This is a genomic window from Mesorhizobium sp. P3_A2, from assembly GCF_056403115.1.
Genome location: NZ_JBFUGC010000007.1, coordinates 289,144 through 305,472 on the forward strand (window position 1 = coordinate 289,144; position 16,329 = coordinate 305,472).

At 63.6% G+C, this 16,329-nt stretch carries 15 protein-coding genes; 5 read left to right on the top strand and 10 right to left on the bottom strand.

The window, feature by feature from the left end; translation table 11 throughout:
- The first annotated feature begins 111 nt into the window (after positions 1-111).
- Positions 112-1,278, top strand: coding sequence for an ATP-grasp domain-containing protein (locus tag AC1DXM_RS18375; protein WP_477234907.1), 1,167 nt, complete (start codon positions 112-114; stop codon positions 1,276-1,278).
- A gap of 45 nt (positions 1,279-1,323) precedes the next feature.
- Here the strand turns inward: AC1DXM_RS18375 and AC1DXM_RS18380 are convergent, their stop codons facing one another.
- The 10 genes from AC1DXM_RS18380 to AC1DXM_RS18425 form a co-directional block, all read right to left on the bottom strand.
- A complete protein-coding gene (locus AC1DXM_RS18380; RefSeq protein WP_477234909.1) occupies positions 1,324-1,626 on the bottom strand; it encodes an addiction module antidote protein in 303 nt (100 codons plus the stop codon).
- Between the two features lie 2 nt (positions 1,627-1,628).
- Positions 1,629-1,916, bottom strand: a complete 288-nt coding sequence (locus AC1DXM_RS18385; protein ID WP_352557993.1) for a type II toxin-antitoxin system RelE/ParE family toxin — start codon at positions 1,914-1,916, stop codon at positions 1,629-1,631.
- A 52-nt stretch (positions 1,917-1,968) separates the two neighbouring features.
- Positions 1,969-2,928: a Rieske 2Fe-2S domain-containing protein gene (locus AC1DXM_RS18390; protein WP_477235044.1), complete on the bottom strand. Its 960-nt coding sequence runs from the start codon at positions 2,926-2,928 to the stop codon at positions 1,969-1,971.
- A gap of 41 nt (positions 2,929-2,969) precedes the next feature.
- Positions 2,970-4,103, bottom strand: a complete 1,134-nt coding sequence (locus AC1DXM_RS18395; protein ID WP_477234911.1) for a GNAT family N-acetyltransferase — start codon at positions 4,101-4,103, stop codon at positions 2,970-2,972.
- On the bottom strand, positions 4,100-5,356 hold the full coding sequence (locus AC1DXM_RS18400) for a F390 synthetase-related protein (protein ID WP_477234913.1): 1,257 nt from the start codon (positions 5,354-5,356) through the stop codon (positions 4,100-4,102). Before AC1DXM_RS18400 ends, AC1DXM_RS18395 begins: the two co-directional genes overlap by 4 nt.
- Positions 5,353-6,177, bottom strand: a complete 825-nt coding sequence (locus AC1DXM_RS18405; RefSeq protein ID WP_477234915.1) for an MBL fold metallo-hydrolase — start codon at positions 6,175-6,177, stop codon at positions 5,353-5,355. Before AC1DXM_RS18405 ends, AC1DXM_RS18400 begins: the two co-directional genes overlap by 4 nt.
- On the bottom strand, positions 6,174-7,172 hold the full coding sequence (locus tag AC1DXM_RS18410) for an NAD-dependent epimerase/dehydratase family protein (protein WP_477234917.1): 999 nt from the start codon (positions 7,170-7,172) through the stop codon (positions 6,174-6,176). The genes AC1DXM_RS18405 and AC1DXM_RS18410 overlap by 4 nt, the downstream gene beginning before the upstream one ends.
- A gap of 2 nt (positions 7,173-7,174) precedes the next feature.
- Positions 7,175-8,164: a 3-oxoacyl-ACP synthase III family protein gene (locus tag AC1DXM_RS18415; protein ID WP_477234919.1), complete on the bottom strand. Its 990-nt coding sequence runs from the start codon at positions 8,162-8,164 to the stop codon at positions 7,175-7,177.
- A 95-nt stretch (positions 8,165-8,259) separates the two neighbouring features.
- Positions 8,260-8,709 carry a DNA polymerase III subunit chi gene (locus AC1DXM_RS18420; protein WP_112397329.1) on the bottom strand — a complete coding sequence of 150 codons (450 nt, stop codon included), beginning with the start codon at positions 8,707-8,709 and terminating at the stop codon, positions 8,260-8,262.
- Positions 8,710-8,717: 8 nt separating this feature from the next.
- Positions 8,718-10,208, bottom strand: coding sequence for a leucyl aminopeptidase (locus tag AC1DXM_RS18425; RefSeq protein ID WP_477234921.1), 1,491 nt, complete (start codon positions 10,206-10,208; stop codon positions 8,718-8,720).
- Positions 10,209-10,581: 373 nt separating this feature from the next.
- Between AC1DXM_RS18425 and lptF the strand changes: the two genes are divergently transcribed.
- The 4 genes from lptF to AC1DXM_RS18445 all read left to right on the top strand — a co-directional run bounded on the left by lptF (position 10,582) and on the right by AC1DXM_RS18445 (position 16,316).
- Entirely contained in the window at positions 10,582-11,781 is a 1,200-nt protein-coding gene (lptF, locus tag AC1DXM_RS18430) for an LPS export ABC transporter permease LptF (protein WP_477234923.1), read from the top strand.
- A gap of 2 nt (positions 11,782-11,783) precedes the next feature.
- On the top strand, positions 11,784-12,866 hold the full coding sequence (lptG, locus tag AC1DXM_RS18435; protein WP_477234925.1) for an LPS export ABC transporter permease LptG: 1,083 nt from the start codon (positions 11,784-11,786) through the stop codon (positions 12,864-12,866).
- Complete coding sequence (locus tag AC1DXM_RS18440) at positions 12,866-15,310, top strand: LPS-assembly protein LptD (RefSeq protein ID WP_477234927.1); 2,445 nt, start codon at positions 12,866-12,868, stop codon at positions 15,308-15,310. Before lptG ends, AC1DXM_RS18440 begins: the two co-directional genes overlap by 1 nt.
- Before the next feature lie 76 nt (positions 15,311-15,386).
- Positions 15,387-16,316 carry a SurA N-terminal domain-containing protein gene (locus AC1DXM_RS18445; protein ID WP_477234929.1) on the top strand — a complete coding sequence of 310 codons (930 nt, stop codon included), beginning with the start codon at positions 15,387-15,389 and terminating at the stop codon, positions 16,314-16,316.
- Positions 16,317-16,329: the final 13 nt, after the last annotated feature.

The window sequence follows — 16,329 nt, forward strand, 5'->3', positions numbered from 1 at the left end:
CGCGTGCTCCACCTCGCGCCAATTGGATCGGGACGTTGTCAACACCGCCGATTTCGCGCAAGCCTGATTGAGAGAATCGCTATGGGCGGGCGGGCTTGATGCAGGTCTTCGATGGCAGATAGCACAGTGCTGGTCACCGGGGCGCGGGCACCGGTGGCGCTGCATCTGGCGCGGCTGCTGCACGGCGCCGGACGGCGGGTGATCCTGGCCGACAGTCCTGCCCGGCCGATCGCCGCGGCAAGCACGGCATGCGCTGCCTACCATCGCCTGCCGCCGCCGCGCTTTGCTGCTGATTCCTATGCAGAGGCCGTTGCCTCTCTCGTCCGTACCGAAGGTGTGGAACTGGTCATCCCAACCTGCGAGGAAGTCTTCTATCTCGGCCAACTCTGGCGCGACCGCGCCTTGCCCGCTCGCCTGTTCGCACCCGATATGGCGATGCTTTCCCGCGTCCACGACAAGCACGCCTTCATCTGGCTGGCGCAAAGCCTCGGCCTCGACGTGCCGGAGACGACGCTGCTGCAAAGCGATGCCGATCTCGAAAGCGTGCGCGGCCATTCGCGCGAACTGGTGTTCAAGCCGGTTTGGTCGCGTTTCGCTCGTGACGTGCTGCCGCGGCCATCGCCGGGCGAACTCGACGCCGTCCGCCCCTCGCCCACCGCCCCGTGGGTGGCGCAGCGCTTCATCGCCGGCGACGAGATCAGTGCCTATGCAGTAGCGATTGAGGGCAAGCTCAAGGCACTGGCGTTCTACCGGTCACTCTATCGCGCCGGCAAAGGCGCCGGTATCTGCTTCGAGCCGGTCGAGGATGCGGCTGCCCGGCGCATTGTCGAAATCTTCGTCGCCGGCACCGCTTGGACAGGCCAGATCTCCTTCGACCTGATGCGCGAGAAGGACGGCACGGTGCTGCCGCTGGAGTGCAATCCGCGCGCCGTGAGCGGCTTGCATCTCTTCCGCGATCCGCAGCGCTTTGCCGACGCTGTGCTGGACGACGGTCCGGAGGTGAAGCCTGATGTCGCCAAGCTGCAGACGGTGCGGCTGGCGATGTGGATCTACGGTCTGCCGGCGGCGCTGCGCTCCGGCGGTCTTGGCCGCTTCCGCCAAACTATGCGCGAGGCCGATGAGCTGCTCGATTGGCCGGGCGACCCCGCGCCCAGAAAAGCGCAATGGCGCGCACTAGCCGAGATCGCCGGCACCGCACTGCGCCAGCGCATCAGCCTGCAAGCCGCGTCGACGCGAGACATCGAGTGGAACGGGCCGCTTCAGGAGCAGCCGCGTTGAATCAAGGTCTTTCCGGTTCCTGCCTTCCGAGCGTGCAACCGCTGGTCAAGGCGCCTCGACGGGATGAACTGGCCTGGCGGAGAGTTGCAGGCCCAGTGCCCTGGTGACGCCCAGCAGCGTGCTGAGGCGTGGATCACCCTTTTCGCTCAGCGCCTTGTACAGCGCCTCCCGGGTAACGCCGGCTTCCTTGGCAACGGCTGTCATGCCGACAGAACGCGCTACATCGCCGAGAGCGTGCGTTATGAGTGCCGGATCACCATCCTCAAAAGCGGCTTCGATATAGGCAAAGCGGTCCGCCGGCGTCTTGAGGTGATCAAGAACATCGAAGCGGGTGGTTTTGAGGGGCATTGTCATATCTCCTTTGCCATCTGTTTCGCTTTGGCGATGTCGCGCTTCTGGGTGGACTTGTCGCCGCCGCAAAGAAGTATGATCACGGAGCTCCCAGCCTTCACGAAGTAGAGCCGGTAGCCGGGGCCGTGATCGATACGAAGTTCGCCAATGCCGTCAAAATACTTGGCGTCACCGATGTTGCCGATCTCGACCCGGCGGATGCGAGCAACGACCCGTAACCGCGCTGCAGCGTCGCGAAGGCCGTCGAGCCATCTGGTGAAATCGGCCGTCAGCCTGACTTCGATCATTCGTGAACTATAATTCACGAAGCAGACAAAATCAAGCGCTGTGAACTTTAGATTACAGCTCGATCTGGTACACGCGTGGCTCCGCTGCCGCCGGCGGCATCTTGCCGTCCATGATCGCCGCTATGTCGCGGCGCAGGAAATCCAGCGGGCCGATCGCCGGCCGAACCTGCGGCGGTATCCGGGCATTGTCACTGGCCGATTTCAGCACCCGGCGATCCTGCTGCAGGGCAAAGGCAAAGAGCGGCTGGAAGGCCAGCGCCTTGAGCTCTCCGAACAGGCCCTGGCGTGGGCCGATGAGCCAGCCGACGCCTTCGACGGTCCGTTCGTCCGCCTGGCGCAGATGGAAGGTCGTCGCCAGCGCCAGACCGCCCTTGCCCCAATATTCCAGTTCGACGATGCCCGGGTGACGGTAGCGGCCGATGGTCCTGGCGCGCTCGCCTTCGAGCAGCCGGCTGACCAGTCCCTGCTGCCGGTCCTCGCCGGTGTAACAGCTTTCGACCCAGCCCTCGCCGCCGGTCACCTCGACGCGCACGAGATGGCGCTTTGCGGTGAGACCGCGCAGTACGCCCTTGTGGGTGAAGTGGGTGTGGGTGGCGTCGAGAATGTTCTCGGCCGCGTCGAGCACCGTCGATTGCGCCGAACTGCGCACCCGCTTCACGACGACATCCTTGCCCTGCATGCAGTGGAGATAGGGCTCGACTTCGGGCGTACCTGACGAGACGAAGACGACGCCGTCGCGTTCGATCGCGGCGTAGCGGCGGACGCGATAGTGCGGCATGTCACCGACATGGCCGGGGATGGCGGTGCATCGCCCTTCCCCATTGTAGCGCCAGCCATGGTAAGGGCATTCGATCTCGCCGCCAATGACCTTGCCGGTCGACAGTTCGACCAGGCGGTGAGCACAGCGGTCGAACAGGGCAGTGATCCCTTGCGCCGAGCGGAACAGCACCAGCGGCGCGCCGTCGAACAGGATGCGCTTCGGCTTGGCTTTGATATCGGCAGACCGCATCACCGCCTGCCAATGGTCTTTATCTTTTTGCTGCCGTGCCTCGCTCAAAGTTCAAATCTCCTGAGCAGGGGAATGCCGATCTTCGCGAGCACAAATTCCATGATGCGCACTGCCATGCGTTGGCGGCGCGGCAGATGGCCGGCATAAATGGCGTTGTATTCCACCGTCGCCACAGCGCCGCGCAAGCGTTTGAAGGCGGCGGCACCAGCGCTCATGTTGAAGAACAGGCCGTTCGCCGTGGCATGGTCCTGCGCCTGCGCCATCATCATGCGGTAAAGGCCTTCGCTCACCGGCAGGCCGGTGTCGTAGCCGACGATCGGCTGCGTCAGTGTCCTGCCGTTTTTCGACAGCGCGGTAACGGCGACCAGTTCACCCCCGGGACGGCGCAGACCCGCCAGCTTGAGGATGCCGCGACGGTGCATCTCGCCGATATAGCGGGCGGTGTAATGCGGGTTGAGCGGCGTGTATTTGTCGAGATAGAGCATGCGATAAAGCGCTTCGCTGCGCGCATAGTCGGCTTCGGTAAAGTCGGCATCGCCGACCCTCTCGAACGGCGTCGTGCGCAGTCGCTTGCGGTCGCGCTTCATGTCATTGGTCATGGCGGAACCACGGTCGGCGAAGATATAGATCTGCCGCGCCGCCAGCAGGCAAAACCCTTCCGCCTTCAGCGCCGCGATGGTCGAGCGATCGGCTATCTCGTTCAGCGAGCGGATGAGAACAGCGCGGTCGGGAAAACGCACCTTAAGATCGTCGCGGATCGCAGCGACCGTCTTGCGGTCGAGCAATGGCACCGGATTGGTGGAATAGAGCCAGTTGTTGACCTGCACCTGATGGTCGAGGCCGCTGGCCCTGACCAGCGGTGCGCATAGGCCGATCAGCATCCGGATCGCCATTTGCAACAAGGGCGATGAGACGAAATTGCGGGTCTCGTCGATGGCATAATCGATATAGGCGCTGGACGGGGAGCAGATGTAGCAGTTCGGCGCCTCGCTTCTGTCGTTCAGCGTCAGTGGAAAGGAGCGGCCGGCGATCTCGAAGGTTTCTACGGCCACCTTCAGATTTCGGACGAGGTCGCGCACAGGCACTTCGTTGAAAAGCCGCACGAAGGCTTCGACCTCGCGCGGATTGTTCTCCACCCGATCCGCCTCATCGAACGGGAATGCGCCAGGCCGGTTCACGGCCCTGCTCCCAGCCGGCATTCAACCCGGCGCAGCTTGCGGCCTGTCTCCAGCGGCAGGTCCTTACGCATAAGGCTGACGGAAGCCGTTGCCTGGCGCGCCGCCAGCAGCGTTCGCACCGCCTGATGCGCGGCGGTCGCGGCTTCGTCGGCAAGTTTGGGCGCGAGACTGAGTTCGATGGCATGGGGCGCGGTCTGGACCAGGCGGAAATCGTCGATGCGCCGGTCGGCCTTCAACACAGCATTGCGCAGGATGTCGGGCGTCACAAGAATCTGCCCATGCGGCGAGGCCAGCCGGAAGGCATCGTCCATGCGGCCGACGATCTCATCCACCGTGCGCAGCGGCGAGCCGCAGCGGCATGGAGTTTGCGAGAGCCGCAACAGATCGTTCATCCGGTAGCGCGCCATGATCTGGGTCTGGCGGCGAAAGGCGGTGACCAGCGGCATGACCAGGCCATCGCCGGCCGGTTCGAACTCGAAGAACACCGAATCCTCAGCCAGATGCAGCCCACCCTTTCGGCAGGTGACGGCGAACAGCCCTTCCGTCGCCATGTAGATCTGGTCCAGTGGCAGCCGGAAGAATTCTTCGATAACCGGACGGTCGACCGGGTCGAGCGTTTCGGCGGCGCTAAAGACACGTTGTGGCTTCAACCGAAAATCCTCGGCCGCAAAGTGCCGCAGCATTTTCGGCGGCGCGATGATGACCGTCGGCGCGAAATCCTCGAGGCTGGAACGCCAGCTTTCCGGCCCGCGCGTCACGTCGAAGAAACCGAGGTCGATGCGCCGCGATTTGCGCGCGCTCTCGTAAAGCCCGGTGTTCTGCGGCAAGACCACCGCCACGCGCTGCCGGCGCCAGATGAGATCGGGCACTGCCTTGGCCAGGATCGTGCCCAGCCACCGATATTTTTCCGCTTCGGAAATGACGAACAGACCGCGATTGCCCGACGTGCCGGTGCTGGCGCCCACCGTCAGTTCACCGATGCGGCCATCGCCGGCTTGCGCCTTCCAGGCTTCGGCGGCTGAGACGCCATTGATATTGAAGCGCTCGAAATTGTCCATCAGCGTCGCCTTGTCGGTCACCGGCAGATCGCCGAGATGGTGCGGCGACTTGCCGTAGAACCGCGCGCGCGGCAGGTCGTGGTCGAGAAAGCGGCGCAAGGCATGCGCCTGCCAGCGTTCGAAATTCTCGCGGCTCTTGCGCGAGAGCCATTGCGTCAGCGCAAACGCATTAACCGCCTCGGCCGGCCCGTTCATGCGCCTTGTCCGGCAAGATCGTGGGACGTCAACGCCGGATCATGGCAAAGCATGACCTCGCCGCCGGTTGCCAGAAACCGTCGCAACGTCACGCTGGTCGGCTCGAGCGCGGCGGCGTCCTCGGCCAGCAGGGTTGCCGGCAGACCGGGCGTCCGGTTTTCGACCAGCGCTCTGATCAACCATTGCGCATCGACGGCGTAGAGCAGCGGCCGCTCCATATTGGGGAACAAAAGGCCAAACTGGCCATCGGCATGGCCGGGAAGATCGACGGCGACAACGCTGCCGTCGCCGAACAGGTCGGCGCCACCGGGCACGCCGCCGTGCGACTCGATTTGCCGCTTCGACGACAGCCCGTCGAGCCGTGCCTCGAAATCCGGCGGAAACAGTTCCTTGAAAACGCCGTGGCGCAGATTCTGCCGAGCTGTCTTGGCCTTGGCGCGCGCCCAGGCGGCGTCATTGGCGATGAAGCGGGCATGGGAAAACAGCGACAGGCCCGACATGTGGTCGGCATGGAAATGGGTGACGATGACGGTTCGTACATCCTGCAGCGACAGGCCGAAGCGCGCCAGAACCGGCAGCGGCTGCTCGGCTTCGTTGAGCTCGGGCCGGAGGATCGCACTGTAGAGACCCAGCGCCGTGCTGCGCCCACGCGCTTGAGTTACGTGCGGCGTGTAACCGGTGTCGATCAGCACTGGACCCGCCTGCGGATGCAGGATCAGCCCGTAGCGGACACGCAGTCTGACCTTCGCCCAGCTGCCGCCGCGCAAGATCAGGCGCTCGGCGGCGCTGACAGAGGCACTGTTGGCGAAGACGATCTTCACGCCGACCTCCGATTTTCCATCGCCTTGCCGAAGGTGCGATCGAGCCCTTCCTCGAAGGACACTTTCGGCGTCCAGCCGATGATGCGATGGGCCTTGGCAATGTCGAGGCTCTGGGCATAGGCGAACAGGCCGAGACCGTAGCGCGTCACCGGCGGTTCGGGCCGGCCGTGCAAGAGCTGCGCCGCCGTCTCCGTCAAACCGGCTGCCAGCATTGCGGGCCAAAGCGGCATTTTGCGCCAGCGTGGCTGTACACCGGCGCGGGCGCAGGCCGCCTCGGCAATGCGCCGCACCGGCACCACCTCGCCGCCGGAAACGTTGAAGATCTGCCCCTCGGCAATGCTGCCAACGGACAGAGCGGCAAGCACAGCATCGACGACGTCATCGATGTAAGTGAGATCGATGCGCGCCTGGCCGTCACGAAACAGCGGTAGCGGGCGCTGCCGGGCCACCTGCAGCAGGCGGGGCAGCAGCGTGCGGTCGCCCGGGCCGTAGAGGCCGCGAGGACGCAGCAGCACCGGGCCGATTTCAGGCGCGGCCAGCACGACTTCCTCAGCCTGTCGCTTGGTGCGAGCATAGTGATTGACCGGCGGCGGCAGGCCGGCGTCCTCGCGGACGCCGAGCTGGTCGCGATAGGCAAAACAGACCGTAGGGCTGGAGATGTGGACGAGGCGGCGTACGCCTTGCCGGCGGGCAAAATCGACGAGGTTGCGGGTTGCCACGACATTGGCCGTCTCGAAATCCGCCAGCCTGCCGAATGGCGCAGAAAGCGCAGCGCAATGGACGATCGCATCGAGGCCTCCGAGATCGTGTTCGGCAGCGGCATCGAACGATTTGGACAGATCGAGGCGAATGATCTCGTGACCGGCGGCTTCGAGCGCCGCACAACGCTCGGCATCGCGGCCAAGGCCGAGCGCCGGTGTGCCCATTGCCGCCAGCCGCGCCAGGACATGCGAGCCGAGGAAACCGCTGGCGCCGGTGACGAGCACGCGCCCCATGGTCAGGCTTCCAGCGCCATGCCGCCGAACGATACGCCGGCCGAGGTGCCGAGGAACAGCAATTTGACGCCCGGCGCGACGCGGCGTTCGCGGCGTGCGACATCGAGCGCAAAGGGGATCGAAGCGGCGATCTGGTTGCCGTAGCGCGCCGCGATATCGATCAGCTTCTCCGGCGCAAAGCCGGTCTGACGCGCCATATGGGCGAGCGCGAACGGGCTCGCCTGGTGCGGCACGACGACATCGACATCGTCCCGCCGCCAGCCGGCACGATCGAGCAATTCGGCAACGAAGCCGTTGAAATGGCGCGACGTGACGCGGAACAGTTCCTTGCCGTCCATGTGGAAGAGACTGTGGTGGGCGAATTCCTCCGGCTGACGGTGAAAGTCGAAACGCGTGCCGCCGGAGCCGATGCTGCAGGCTTCATAGGCTGAGGGATAGGTGCGCATCAGATTGGCCGCCACCCTGCCCTTGCCGGGTGCTGCCTGCTGCAGCACCGCGGCGGCCGCGCCGTCGCCGAACAGGGCCGCGATTTCCGGCTGATCCTGCCACGGCAAAGCGCGCGAGGCGATCTCGGAACAAAACACCAGCGCGGTGCGGCATTGCCCGGCCTCGATCAGCCGCGACGCCGTCTCAAAAGCGGTGAGGAAGCCGAGGCAGGTGCTGTTGACGTCGAAGGCGGCGGCCGATCCATCCGCCAGGCCGAGACGCTGCATGACCAGCGGCGCGGTCGACGGCAGCGGCTGGTAAGGCACGCCGCAACCGCCGATCACCAGATCAACGCTGCTGGCATCGATGCCGGCATCGGTGAGTGCGAGGCGCGCCGCCGCACAGGCGAGATCGACCTGCGATTCGGCCTCGCAGACATAGCGCTCAATGACGCCGGTGGCAGCTTCGAGATGGCCATCGCCAAGCCCCAGCCGCGCGTCGAGACTGCGCGACGTCACGCATCGAGCCGGCACGGCTCGCCCGGTTCCGATGATCTTGACCCGCATTCTCAGCCCGCCGCGTGAGTTGCGCTTTTCGCAATCCTTAGATCGGATCGTTCGGAGATAACAGCGTCGTTTTCAAGACGGGCCGGCGCCACCCTCTAAGCCTTGCGCTCCCAGCGCCGGTCGGGCGTCTGCTGCCAATAGGTGACCGCGTGGCCGGCCTCTTTCAACGTCTTCCAGTGCGTGCGGGCGCCTTCGACCTGGGCCGCGTCATGGCCGTCGAACAGGAACACGGCGCGTTCGTAACCGGCGAGATCCGCAGGAGCAGCGCCATCTACGAGGAAGCGTATCTGCGCCTGGTTGGGATTGGCCTCGCTCGTGGTCAGGAGGATAGGCTGCTCGGCCGGATAGGCCTCGCGGTCGGTCGCATGGGCCAGGAACGAATCGTCCCGGAATGTCCATAGATGCTGGTCGAGCGCGTCGCGCCGCTCCTCGGTGCCGGTCTGCACCACGGCGCGCCAACCGCGATCGACGCTGCGCTCGAGCAGGCCGGGCAGCGCATCCTCCAGCGTCGATTCGGTCAGGTGGTAGAAAAGGACGTCGGCCATATCCGGCTCTATCCCTCGTAATTGTCGCGCACCAGGCGGTCGAGCAGCCTGACGCCGAAACCCGAGCCCCAGGACTGGTTGATCTCGCTCGGCGGCGAGCCCATCGCGGTGCCGGCGATGTCGAGATGCGCCCACGGCGTTTCCTTGACGAAGCGCTGCAGGAACTGCGCCGCGATGATGGCGCCGCCATAGCGGCCGCCAATGTTCTTCATGTCGGCGCTCTTGGAATCGATCAGCTTGTCGTATTCGGGCCCAAGCGGCATGCGCCACAGCCGCTCCTGCGTCGCCTGGCCGGCCGTCGTCAACCTGTCCGACAGTTCGTCATTGTTGGAGAACAGGCCGGCATAGTGCTGGCCGAGCGCGACCATGATCGCGCCCGTCAGCGTCGCCAGATTGACCATGAATTTCGGCTGGAAGCGATCGTTGCAATACCATAGCGCATCGGCCAGCACGAGGCGGCCTTCGGCATCGGTGTTGAGCACCTCGATGGTCTGGCCCGACATCGAGGTGACGATGTCGCCCGGGCGTTGGGCGTGGCCATCGACGGCATTCTCCACCAGCCCGATGATGCCGACGACATTGGCCTTTGCCTTGCGCGCCGCCAACGCCTGCATGAGCCCTGTGACTGCGGCAGCACCGCCCATATCGCCTTTCATGTCTTCCATGCCGGAAGCCGGCTTCATGGAATTGCCGCCGGTGTCGAAGGTGACGCCCTTGCCGACGAAGGCGACCGGTGCATCCTTGGCCTTGCCGCCCTTCCATTGCATGACAGCCATGCGGGCGCCGCGCGGCGAGCCTTGCGCGACACCGAGCAGCGAGCCCATGCCGAGCTTCTTCATTTCCTTCTCGGTGAGGATCTCGACCTCGACACCGAGTGCTTCCAGTTCCTTGGCGCGGGCGGCGAATTCGACCGGGCCGAGTGCATTGGCGGGTTCGTTGACCAGGTCGCGCGCGAGAAGCACGCCGTCGATCACCGCCACTTCGTCGGCGAAGGCCTTTTTCGCGGCGGCCGGATCGGCGGTGTGGATGGTGACCTTGACCGGTTTCTTCGGCTCGGCCTCGTCCTTGTCCTTCCTAGTCTTGTATTTGTCGAAGGCGTAGCTGCGCAGGACGATGCCGGCAGCCAGGTTCGCCGCTTGCTTACCGCCAATTTTTGCGCCCGGCACATCGAGAATGATGGCCACTTCGGTCGCCTTGCGCAGGGACGCCGCAATGGTGCCGCCAAGCTTCAGCCAGGCAAAGTCATCGAGACCGGCAACCTTGCCGGCGCCGATCGCCACCAGCCGGTCGAGCGATGTCCCCTGCGGCGCCAGCACTTCGACGACACCGGCAAATTTTCCGGAAAAGTCCGCCACCGGAAACGCCCGCGCCAGCGTTCCATCCGGATCGCAGGCCTTTGCCGGCTCGCCAAGACCGCCATCGTCGGCCGCCAGCACGAAGACGCTGCCCTTTTTAGGCGCGGCAAATTTGGCGAAGGCGATCAATGGTCTCAAAGTCATCAGGTCCTGCTTTCGGAAACGGCTCAGGTTTTCAGGGAGAATGCGTTTTCAGGGAAGATGCGCGACATTTGGTCGTTTTCCTTCATTTGGCAAGACTTTGCCGGAATCGGGGCCCATATGCGCTGTGGAATCGATGACGATTCGTCGCGGCACGGCCCCGCTCTCCTGCCGCAACCTGTTGTTAACCATCGATGTTCTCCCTTTCTTATCCATTGCCGCCGACACTCCGGCCCGCGGGACGGGCGATGTGGGACGGGAAACGGATCGATCCGCCTGAAAGAAATGGCCAAACACACCCAGTTGTACAGGCGCAGCCGGACGACTACCTTGTCTGCGGGCATGATGCCGTTCGGCAAATCGAGAAAAGCCTTACATGAAGGTCGTTGAACGCTACATCATGCGTCGTGCGCTGGCGGTGTTTCTCGCTGCGCTGATCTGGACGCTGGCCATTGTCTGGACGACGCAGGTACTCGCCCGCATCGATCTCGTTACCGACAGCGGCCAGTCGGCACTGACCTTCTTCGAGGTCGCGGCCCTCATCATCCCCACGATCATCCCGATCGTGGTGCCGTTCGCCCTGGTGGTGGCGGTCGCCCAGACGCTCAGCGTCATGAATTCCGATTCGGAGCTGGCCGTCATCAACGCCGCCGGCGCCTCGCGCTGGACGATCGTTCGGCCGGTCCTGCTGATCGCTCTGGCGGCCAGTGTCCTTTCCTTCGCCGTCGACAATGGCGTCGAGCCTTATGCCAGGCAGAAGAACCGCCAGTTGATCGCATCCTCGCGCGCCGATCTTTTGTCGCTGATCATCCAGGAAGGCACATTCCGCAAGATCGACGACGGGCTGTTCCTGCAGATCGGCGAGCGGCTGCCGGACAACCGGCTTGGCGGCATCTTCGTCGCCGATTCGCGCGAGGAAGGCGCCAATCTGATCTATTATGCCAAGAGCGGCAGCGTCGTCGAAAAGGGTGACGAGAAGGTGCTGATGATGAATGACGGCGTCATTCATCGCAAGACGCTGACCGGCGATCTGTCGGTCATCCGCTTCACCTCCTACGCCTTCGATCTATCCGCTTTCATGTCGGCGGCGAACGATATCCTGCTCCTGCCCAAGGACAGGACGACGCAGTACCTGCTCAACCCGGACCCCAACGACAAGATCTTCCAGCGCAGGCCCGGCGCCTACAAGGCCGAGCTCGACCAGCGCTTTTCCGAATGGTCGTACGCGCTGGTGTTCGCGCTGATCGCGTTGGCCGTGGCAGGCGATGCGCGCTCACACCGCGAGGCGCGCATCCATCCGCTGATCACAGCCATTGCCGTTGCGCTGTTCGTGCGCTGGCTGGGCTTTTTTGCCGCCGGGAAAGCCGACAAGGTCCCGCAATATGCGTACATGGTCTATGGCGTGCCGATCGTCGCCTCGGCGGTCGCCATCTGGTTCATCGTCACCTCGCGAAGCATGGAACTGCCCGGCAGCTGGGCCGACTGGCTGACGAATTTCGCCGGCCGCGTCAGTGATGGCTGGACGGCGCTGAAGCTGCGCCTCACCCGGCGCTACACATCCGGCCAGGGAGCCTGACGATGGGCTGGACCTTGGGCCGCTACTTCTTCTTTCGCTACGTGTCGATCACGATCTGGTTCTTTATCGGCCTTCTGGCGCTGGTGTTCCTGATCGACTTCACCGAACTGTCCGGCCGCATCACCGGCCTGCCGGGCTTCACCTACGGCACGGCGGTCGCCATCTCGGCGCTGCGGATGCCGATGATCATGCTGCAGACGGTGCCGTTTGTCGGCCTGTTTTCGGCGATGGCGACGCTGGTGTCGCTCAACCGCAAATATGAGCTGGTGATTGCGCGTTCGGCCGGCGTGTCGGCCTGGCAGTTCCTGTTGCCCTGCTGCATCGGTGCGTTGTTATTCGGCGCGCTGTCGGTCGGCGTGCTCAATCCGATCGCCGCGCACGGCTTTTCCTGGTCGGAGCAGATGGAAAACCAGCTGCGGTCCGGCAATTCGAACGCTGTGGCGGCCGATGCCACGCCGTGGATCCGCCAGAAAACCAGCTCCGGCGACACCATCATCGGCGCCCGCGCCATCCTCAACCAGGGCCTGGAAATGGCCGACGCGGTGTTCTTCGTTCTCAATCCGCAAGGCAATATCGTCGAGCGCAAGGACGCGGCGCGGGCTTTCCTGCGCGACGGCTACTGGGAATTGCAGGACGTCAAGGTGTTCAAGGACGGCAACATCCGCTCGGAAACGACGGACCAGTTGCCGACCAACCTCAAGCCGGAGTTCGTGCAGGAAAGGCTGGCGCGCCCCGAAACCATTCCGTTTTACGAGCTTCCCGGCAAGATTGAGGTTGCCCGCTCCTTCGGCCTCAAGGCAAATGCCTTCGCCATGCAGTTCGATTCGCTGGTGGCGTTACCGTTCCTGCTTGTGGCCATGACGCTGATTGCGGCAACAGTTTCAATGCGATTTGCGAGGATGGGGCAGTCGGCAACGATGATTCTGGGTGGCGTCCTCGCCGGGTTTCTGCTTTATGTCGTTTCGGTATTGGTCAAGGCATTCGGCGTGGCGGGATTCGTGCCCACAGCCGTGGCTGCATGGGTTCCGGTTGTCGTGGCTATGTTCTTTGGGGTGACATTCCTGCTATACAAGGAAGACGGCTAGTGAGGGAGGCGGCTTTGCGCAGCCATAGGCAGGCTGGTTTGGCGCGCCTTTATTCGGCGAGCGCCTTGGTATGCCTGCTCGCTTGCGGCGTGCCGATGGCTCCTGCGCTGGCGCAGGATGTCACCGACGTGGCAACGAAGGTTCCCTCCGGCACCCAGATGCTGCTGGCGGCCGATACGCTCGTCTATAACAACGACAACCAGACGGTCACCGCCATCGGCGGCGTCCAGATCGACTATGGCGGCAACAAGCTCGTCGCCCAGCGCGTCGTGTATGATCGCAACACCAAGCGGCTCGTCGCCAGCGGCAATGTCGAGATCGTCAACAGCGACGGCACCAAGATCAACTCGCAGCACATCGACATTACCGACGATTTCGCCGATGGTTTCGTCAACGCGCTGCGCGTCGAAACCCCCGAAAAGGCCTATTTCGCCGCCGAAAGCGCTGAACGCATGGGCGGCGTGCTGACGACGTTCCACAACGGCGTCTATACCGCCTGCGAGCCTTGCGAGGACAAGCCGGACAAGGCGCCGACCTGGCGGGTCAAAGCCAGGAAGATCATCTGGAACGGCGAAAAGAAGACGGTTCGCTTCGAGAACGCGAATTTCGAATTCTTCGGCTTCCCGCTGGCCTATCTGCCGGCGTTCGAGATCGCCGACCCGACGGTCAAGCGCAAAAGCGGCTTCCTGATCCCCAGCATCGCCTTCAACAACGAACTCGGCGTCGGCGTCAAAGTCCCCTACTATTTCGCACTGTCGCCGACCTACGATCTCACCGTCACCGGCAGCGGCTATACCAAGCAGGGGTTCCTCGGCGAGGCCGAGTGGCGCCAGCGCTTCAACAATGGCCAGTACACGCTGAAGATTGCCGGCATCCGTCAGGAAGACCCCAACGCCTTCATCGATGGCTCCGCTTTCCCCACTAGCGCTGGCCACAATGTCAATTCGGGCGAAGTCGGCGATCCCAACAAGTTTCGCGGCATGATGGGCACCAAAGGCCAGTTCGCCATCAATCCGCGCTGGGACTTCGGTTGGGACATCCTGCTGCAGACCGACAAGAATTTCTCGCGTACCTATACGATCGACGGCTACAACGACGCCGTGCATCAATCGTCGGTCTACCTGACCGGCCTCAACGGTCGCAATTATTTCGATGTGCGCGCCATGCGCTTCCAGGTTCAGGAAAACGCACTGGACAGCAACATCTCGTCGCGCAGCGACAAGCAGCCCTGGGTGCTGCCGTCGCTCGACTATGCCTATATCCCCGACATGTCGGTGGCCGGTGGCCAACTGTCGTTCAATGTCAATGCGCGGGTGATCCGCCGTGACGATCTCGATCAGGCCTATTTTACCCCCTACGTGCCGGCCTCGGGCGTCCAGCGCGTGCGCGGCATTGAGGGCGAGTCGGGCCGCTTCACCGCCGAGGCCGAGTGGAAGCGCACCTTCACCACGGACGGCGGATTGCAACTGACGCCTCTCTTGGCTCTGCAGGGTGACGTCGACTATCTCAATGCATCCTCAGGCTCGCTCGCTGCCATTAATGCGATGGCCGCCGATCCTCGAATAGACACCACCGCCGACATGCGGTCTTCCTTTGCCCGTTACATGGCGACCGCCGGACTTGAAATGCGCTGGCCGGTGCTGTTCTCGATGACCGGCTCCAGCCATATCGTCGAGCCGATGGCGCAGGTCTTCATGCGCCCAAACGAACAGTATGTCGGCGGCCTGGCCGTTCCCAACGAGGATGCACAGAGCTTCGTCTTCGACGCCACGACGCTGTTCGAGCGCGACAAGTTCTCCGGCTACGACCGCGTCGAAGGCGGCAGCCGCGCCAATGTCGGGTTCCGCTATTCGGGCGCCTATGACAATGGCTGGGGCACCAACGCCATCTTTGGCCAATCCTACCAGTTGGGCGGACGCAATTCGTTCGATTCACCGGATCTGGTCAATGCGGGTGCCGATTCCGGCCTGGAGACTTCGACCTCCGATTATGTCGGTCTTATCGGCTTCAGCAGCCCGAGCGGCTTCTCCGGTTCGTTCAGCGGCCGCTTCGACGAGCAGAGCTTCGAAGTTCGCCGCGCCGAGGTGAAGGCCGCCTATTCCGGCCTGCCGGTTTCGCTGAGCGCCAAATACGCCTTCATCCAGGCGCAGCCGCTCTACGGTTTCACCACCGATCGCCACGAAGTCACGCTCGGCGCCTCGACGCACCTGGCCGAAAACTGGCGCGTCTTCGGCACGGGCACCTACGACCTGCAGCAAAGCGTGCTGGTCAAGGATGGCGTCGGCTTTGCCTACAACGATTCCTGCTTCACCTATCTGATGACGTTCTCGGAATCGCGCGACATCAACACCAGGGAAGTGTCGCAGAATGTCGGCTTCAACCTGTCGTTCCGCACGCTCGGCGATTTCGGCTCGTCACAAAGCTCGATCGACACCATCCAGTAGAGCCGGCTGACGACATCGTTTTGCCGCATAAAGCGGGCACGGGTTTTGGTCATCCAAAACCGGGCTTAGAATTGGGATGCTTTCGATGAGGAAATACCTGTTTTCGGCAGGATTCGCGCTCCTGATAGCGGCGACCTCGATCTCAGTCACCATGATGACGCCGCCGGCCTTCGCCAGTGAAATCAAGTATGTCGTCAACAACATACCGATCACCAGCGGCGACATTGCGCACCGGGCTGCCTTCCTGAAACTGCAGCGCAAGAAGGGCGACGCAGGCCAGGAGATGATCGACCAGACGCTGCGCGTCGCCGAGGCCAAGCGCCTCGGCATCCGGATCACCGACGCCCAGGTCGAGGCCGCCTATCAGCGCTTTGCCTCGACCAACAAGATGCAGCTCAAGCAATTGGACGGCGTCATGACGCAGTCCGGCGTGACCAAGGAGCATTTCAAGGAATTCATCCGCGCCCAGATGGCGTGGAACCAGGCGCTGAGCGCACGCTATAGCGGCGGCGGCGGACAGATGAGCGAACAGGACCTGGTCAAGCACATGCTCGAAAAAGGCGGCGCCAAGCCGAGCGCCACCGAGTACATGCTGCAGCAGGTGATCTTCGTGGTGCCGAAGGCCGAGCGCAGTGCCACACTCGCCAAGCGCAAGCGTGAGGCCGAGGCCATGCGCGCCCGCTTCAACGGCTGCGCCACCACGCGCGAATTCGCCAAGGGCCTGGTCGACGTCACCGTTCGCGATCTCCCCAGGGTGCTGGCGCCGCAACTGCCGCCGGACTGGGCCGAGCAGATCAAGGCCACCAAACTGGGCGGCGCCACGGCTGTGCGCGAGACCGATCGCGGCATCGAATTCATCGGTATCTGCTCGTCGCGCGAGGTCTCTGACGACAAGGCTGCCCAGATGGTGTTCCAGAGCGAAAGCACCGGCGACAAGAACGCCGACGACCTCTCGGCCAAATATGTCGAGGAGCTGAAGGCGAAAGCCAAGATCGTCACGCGCTGAAACCGGCCTGGCC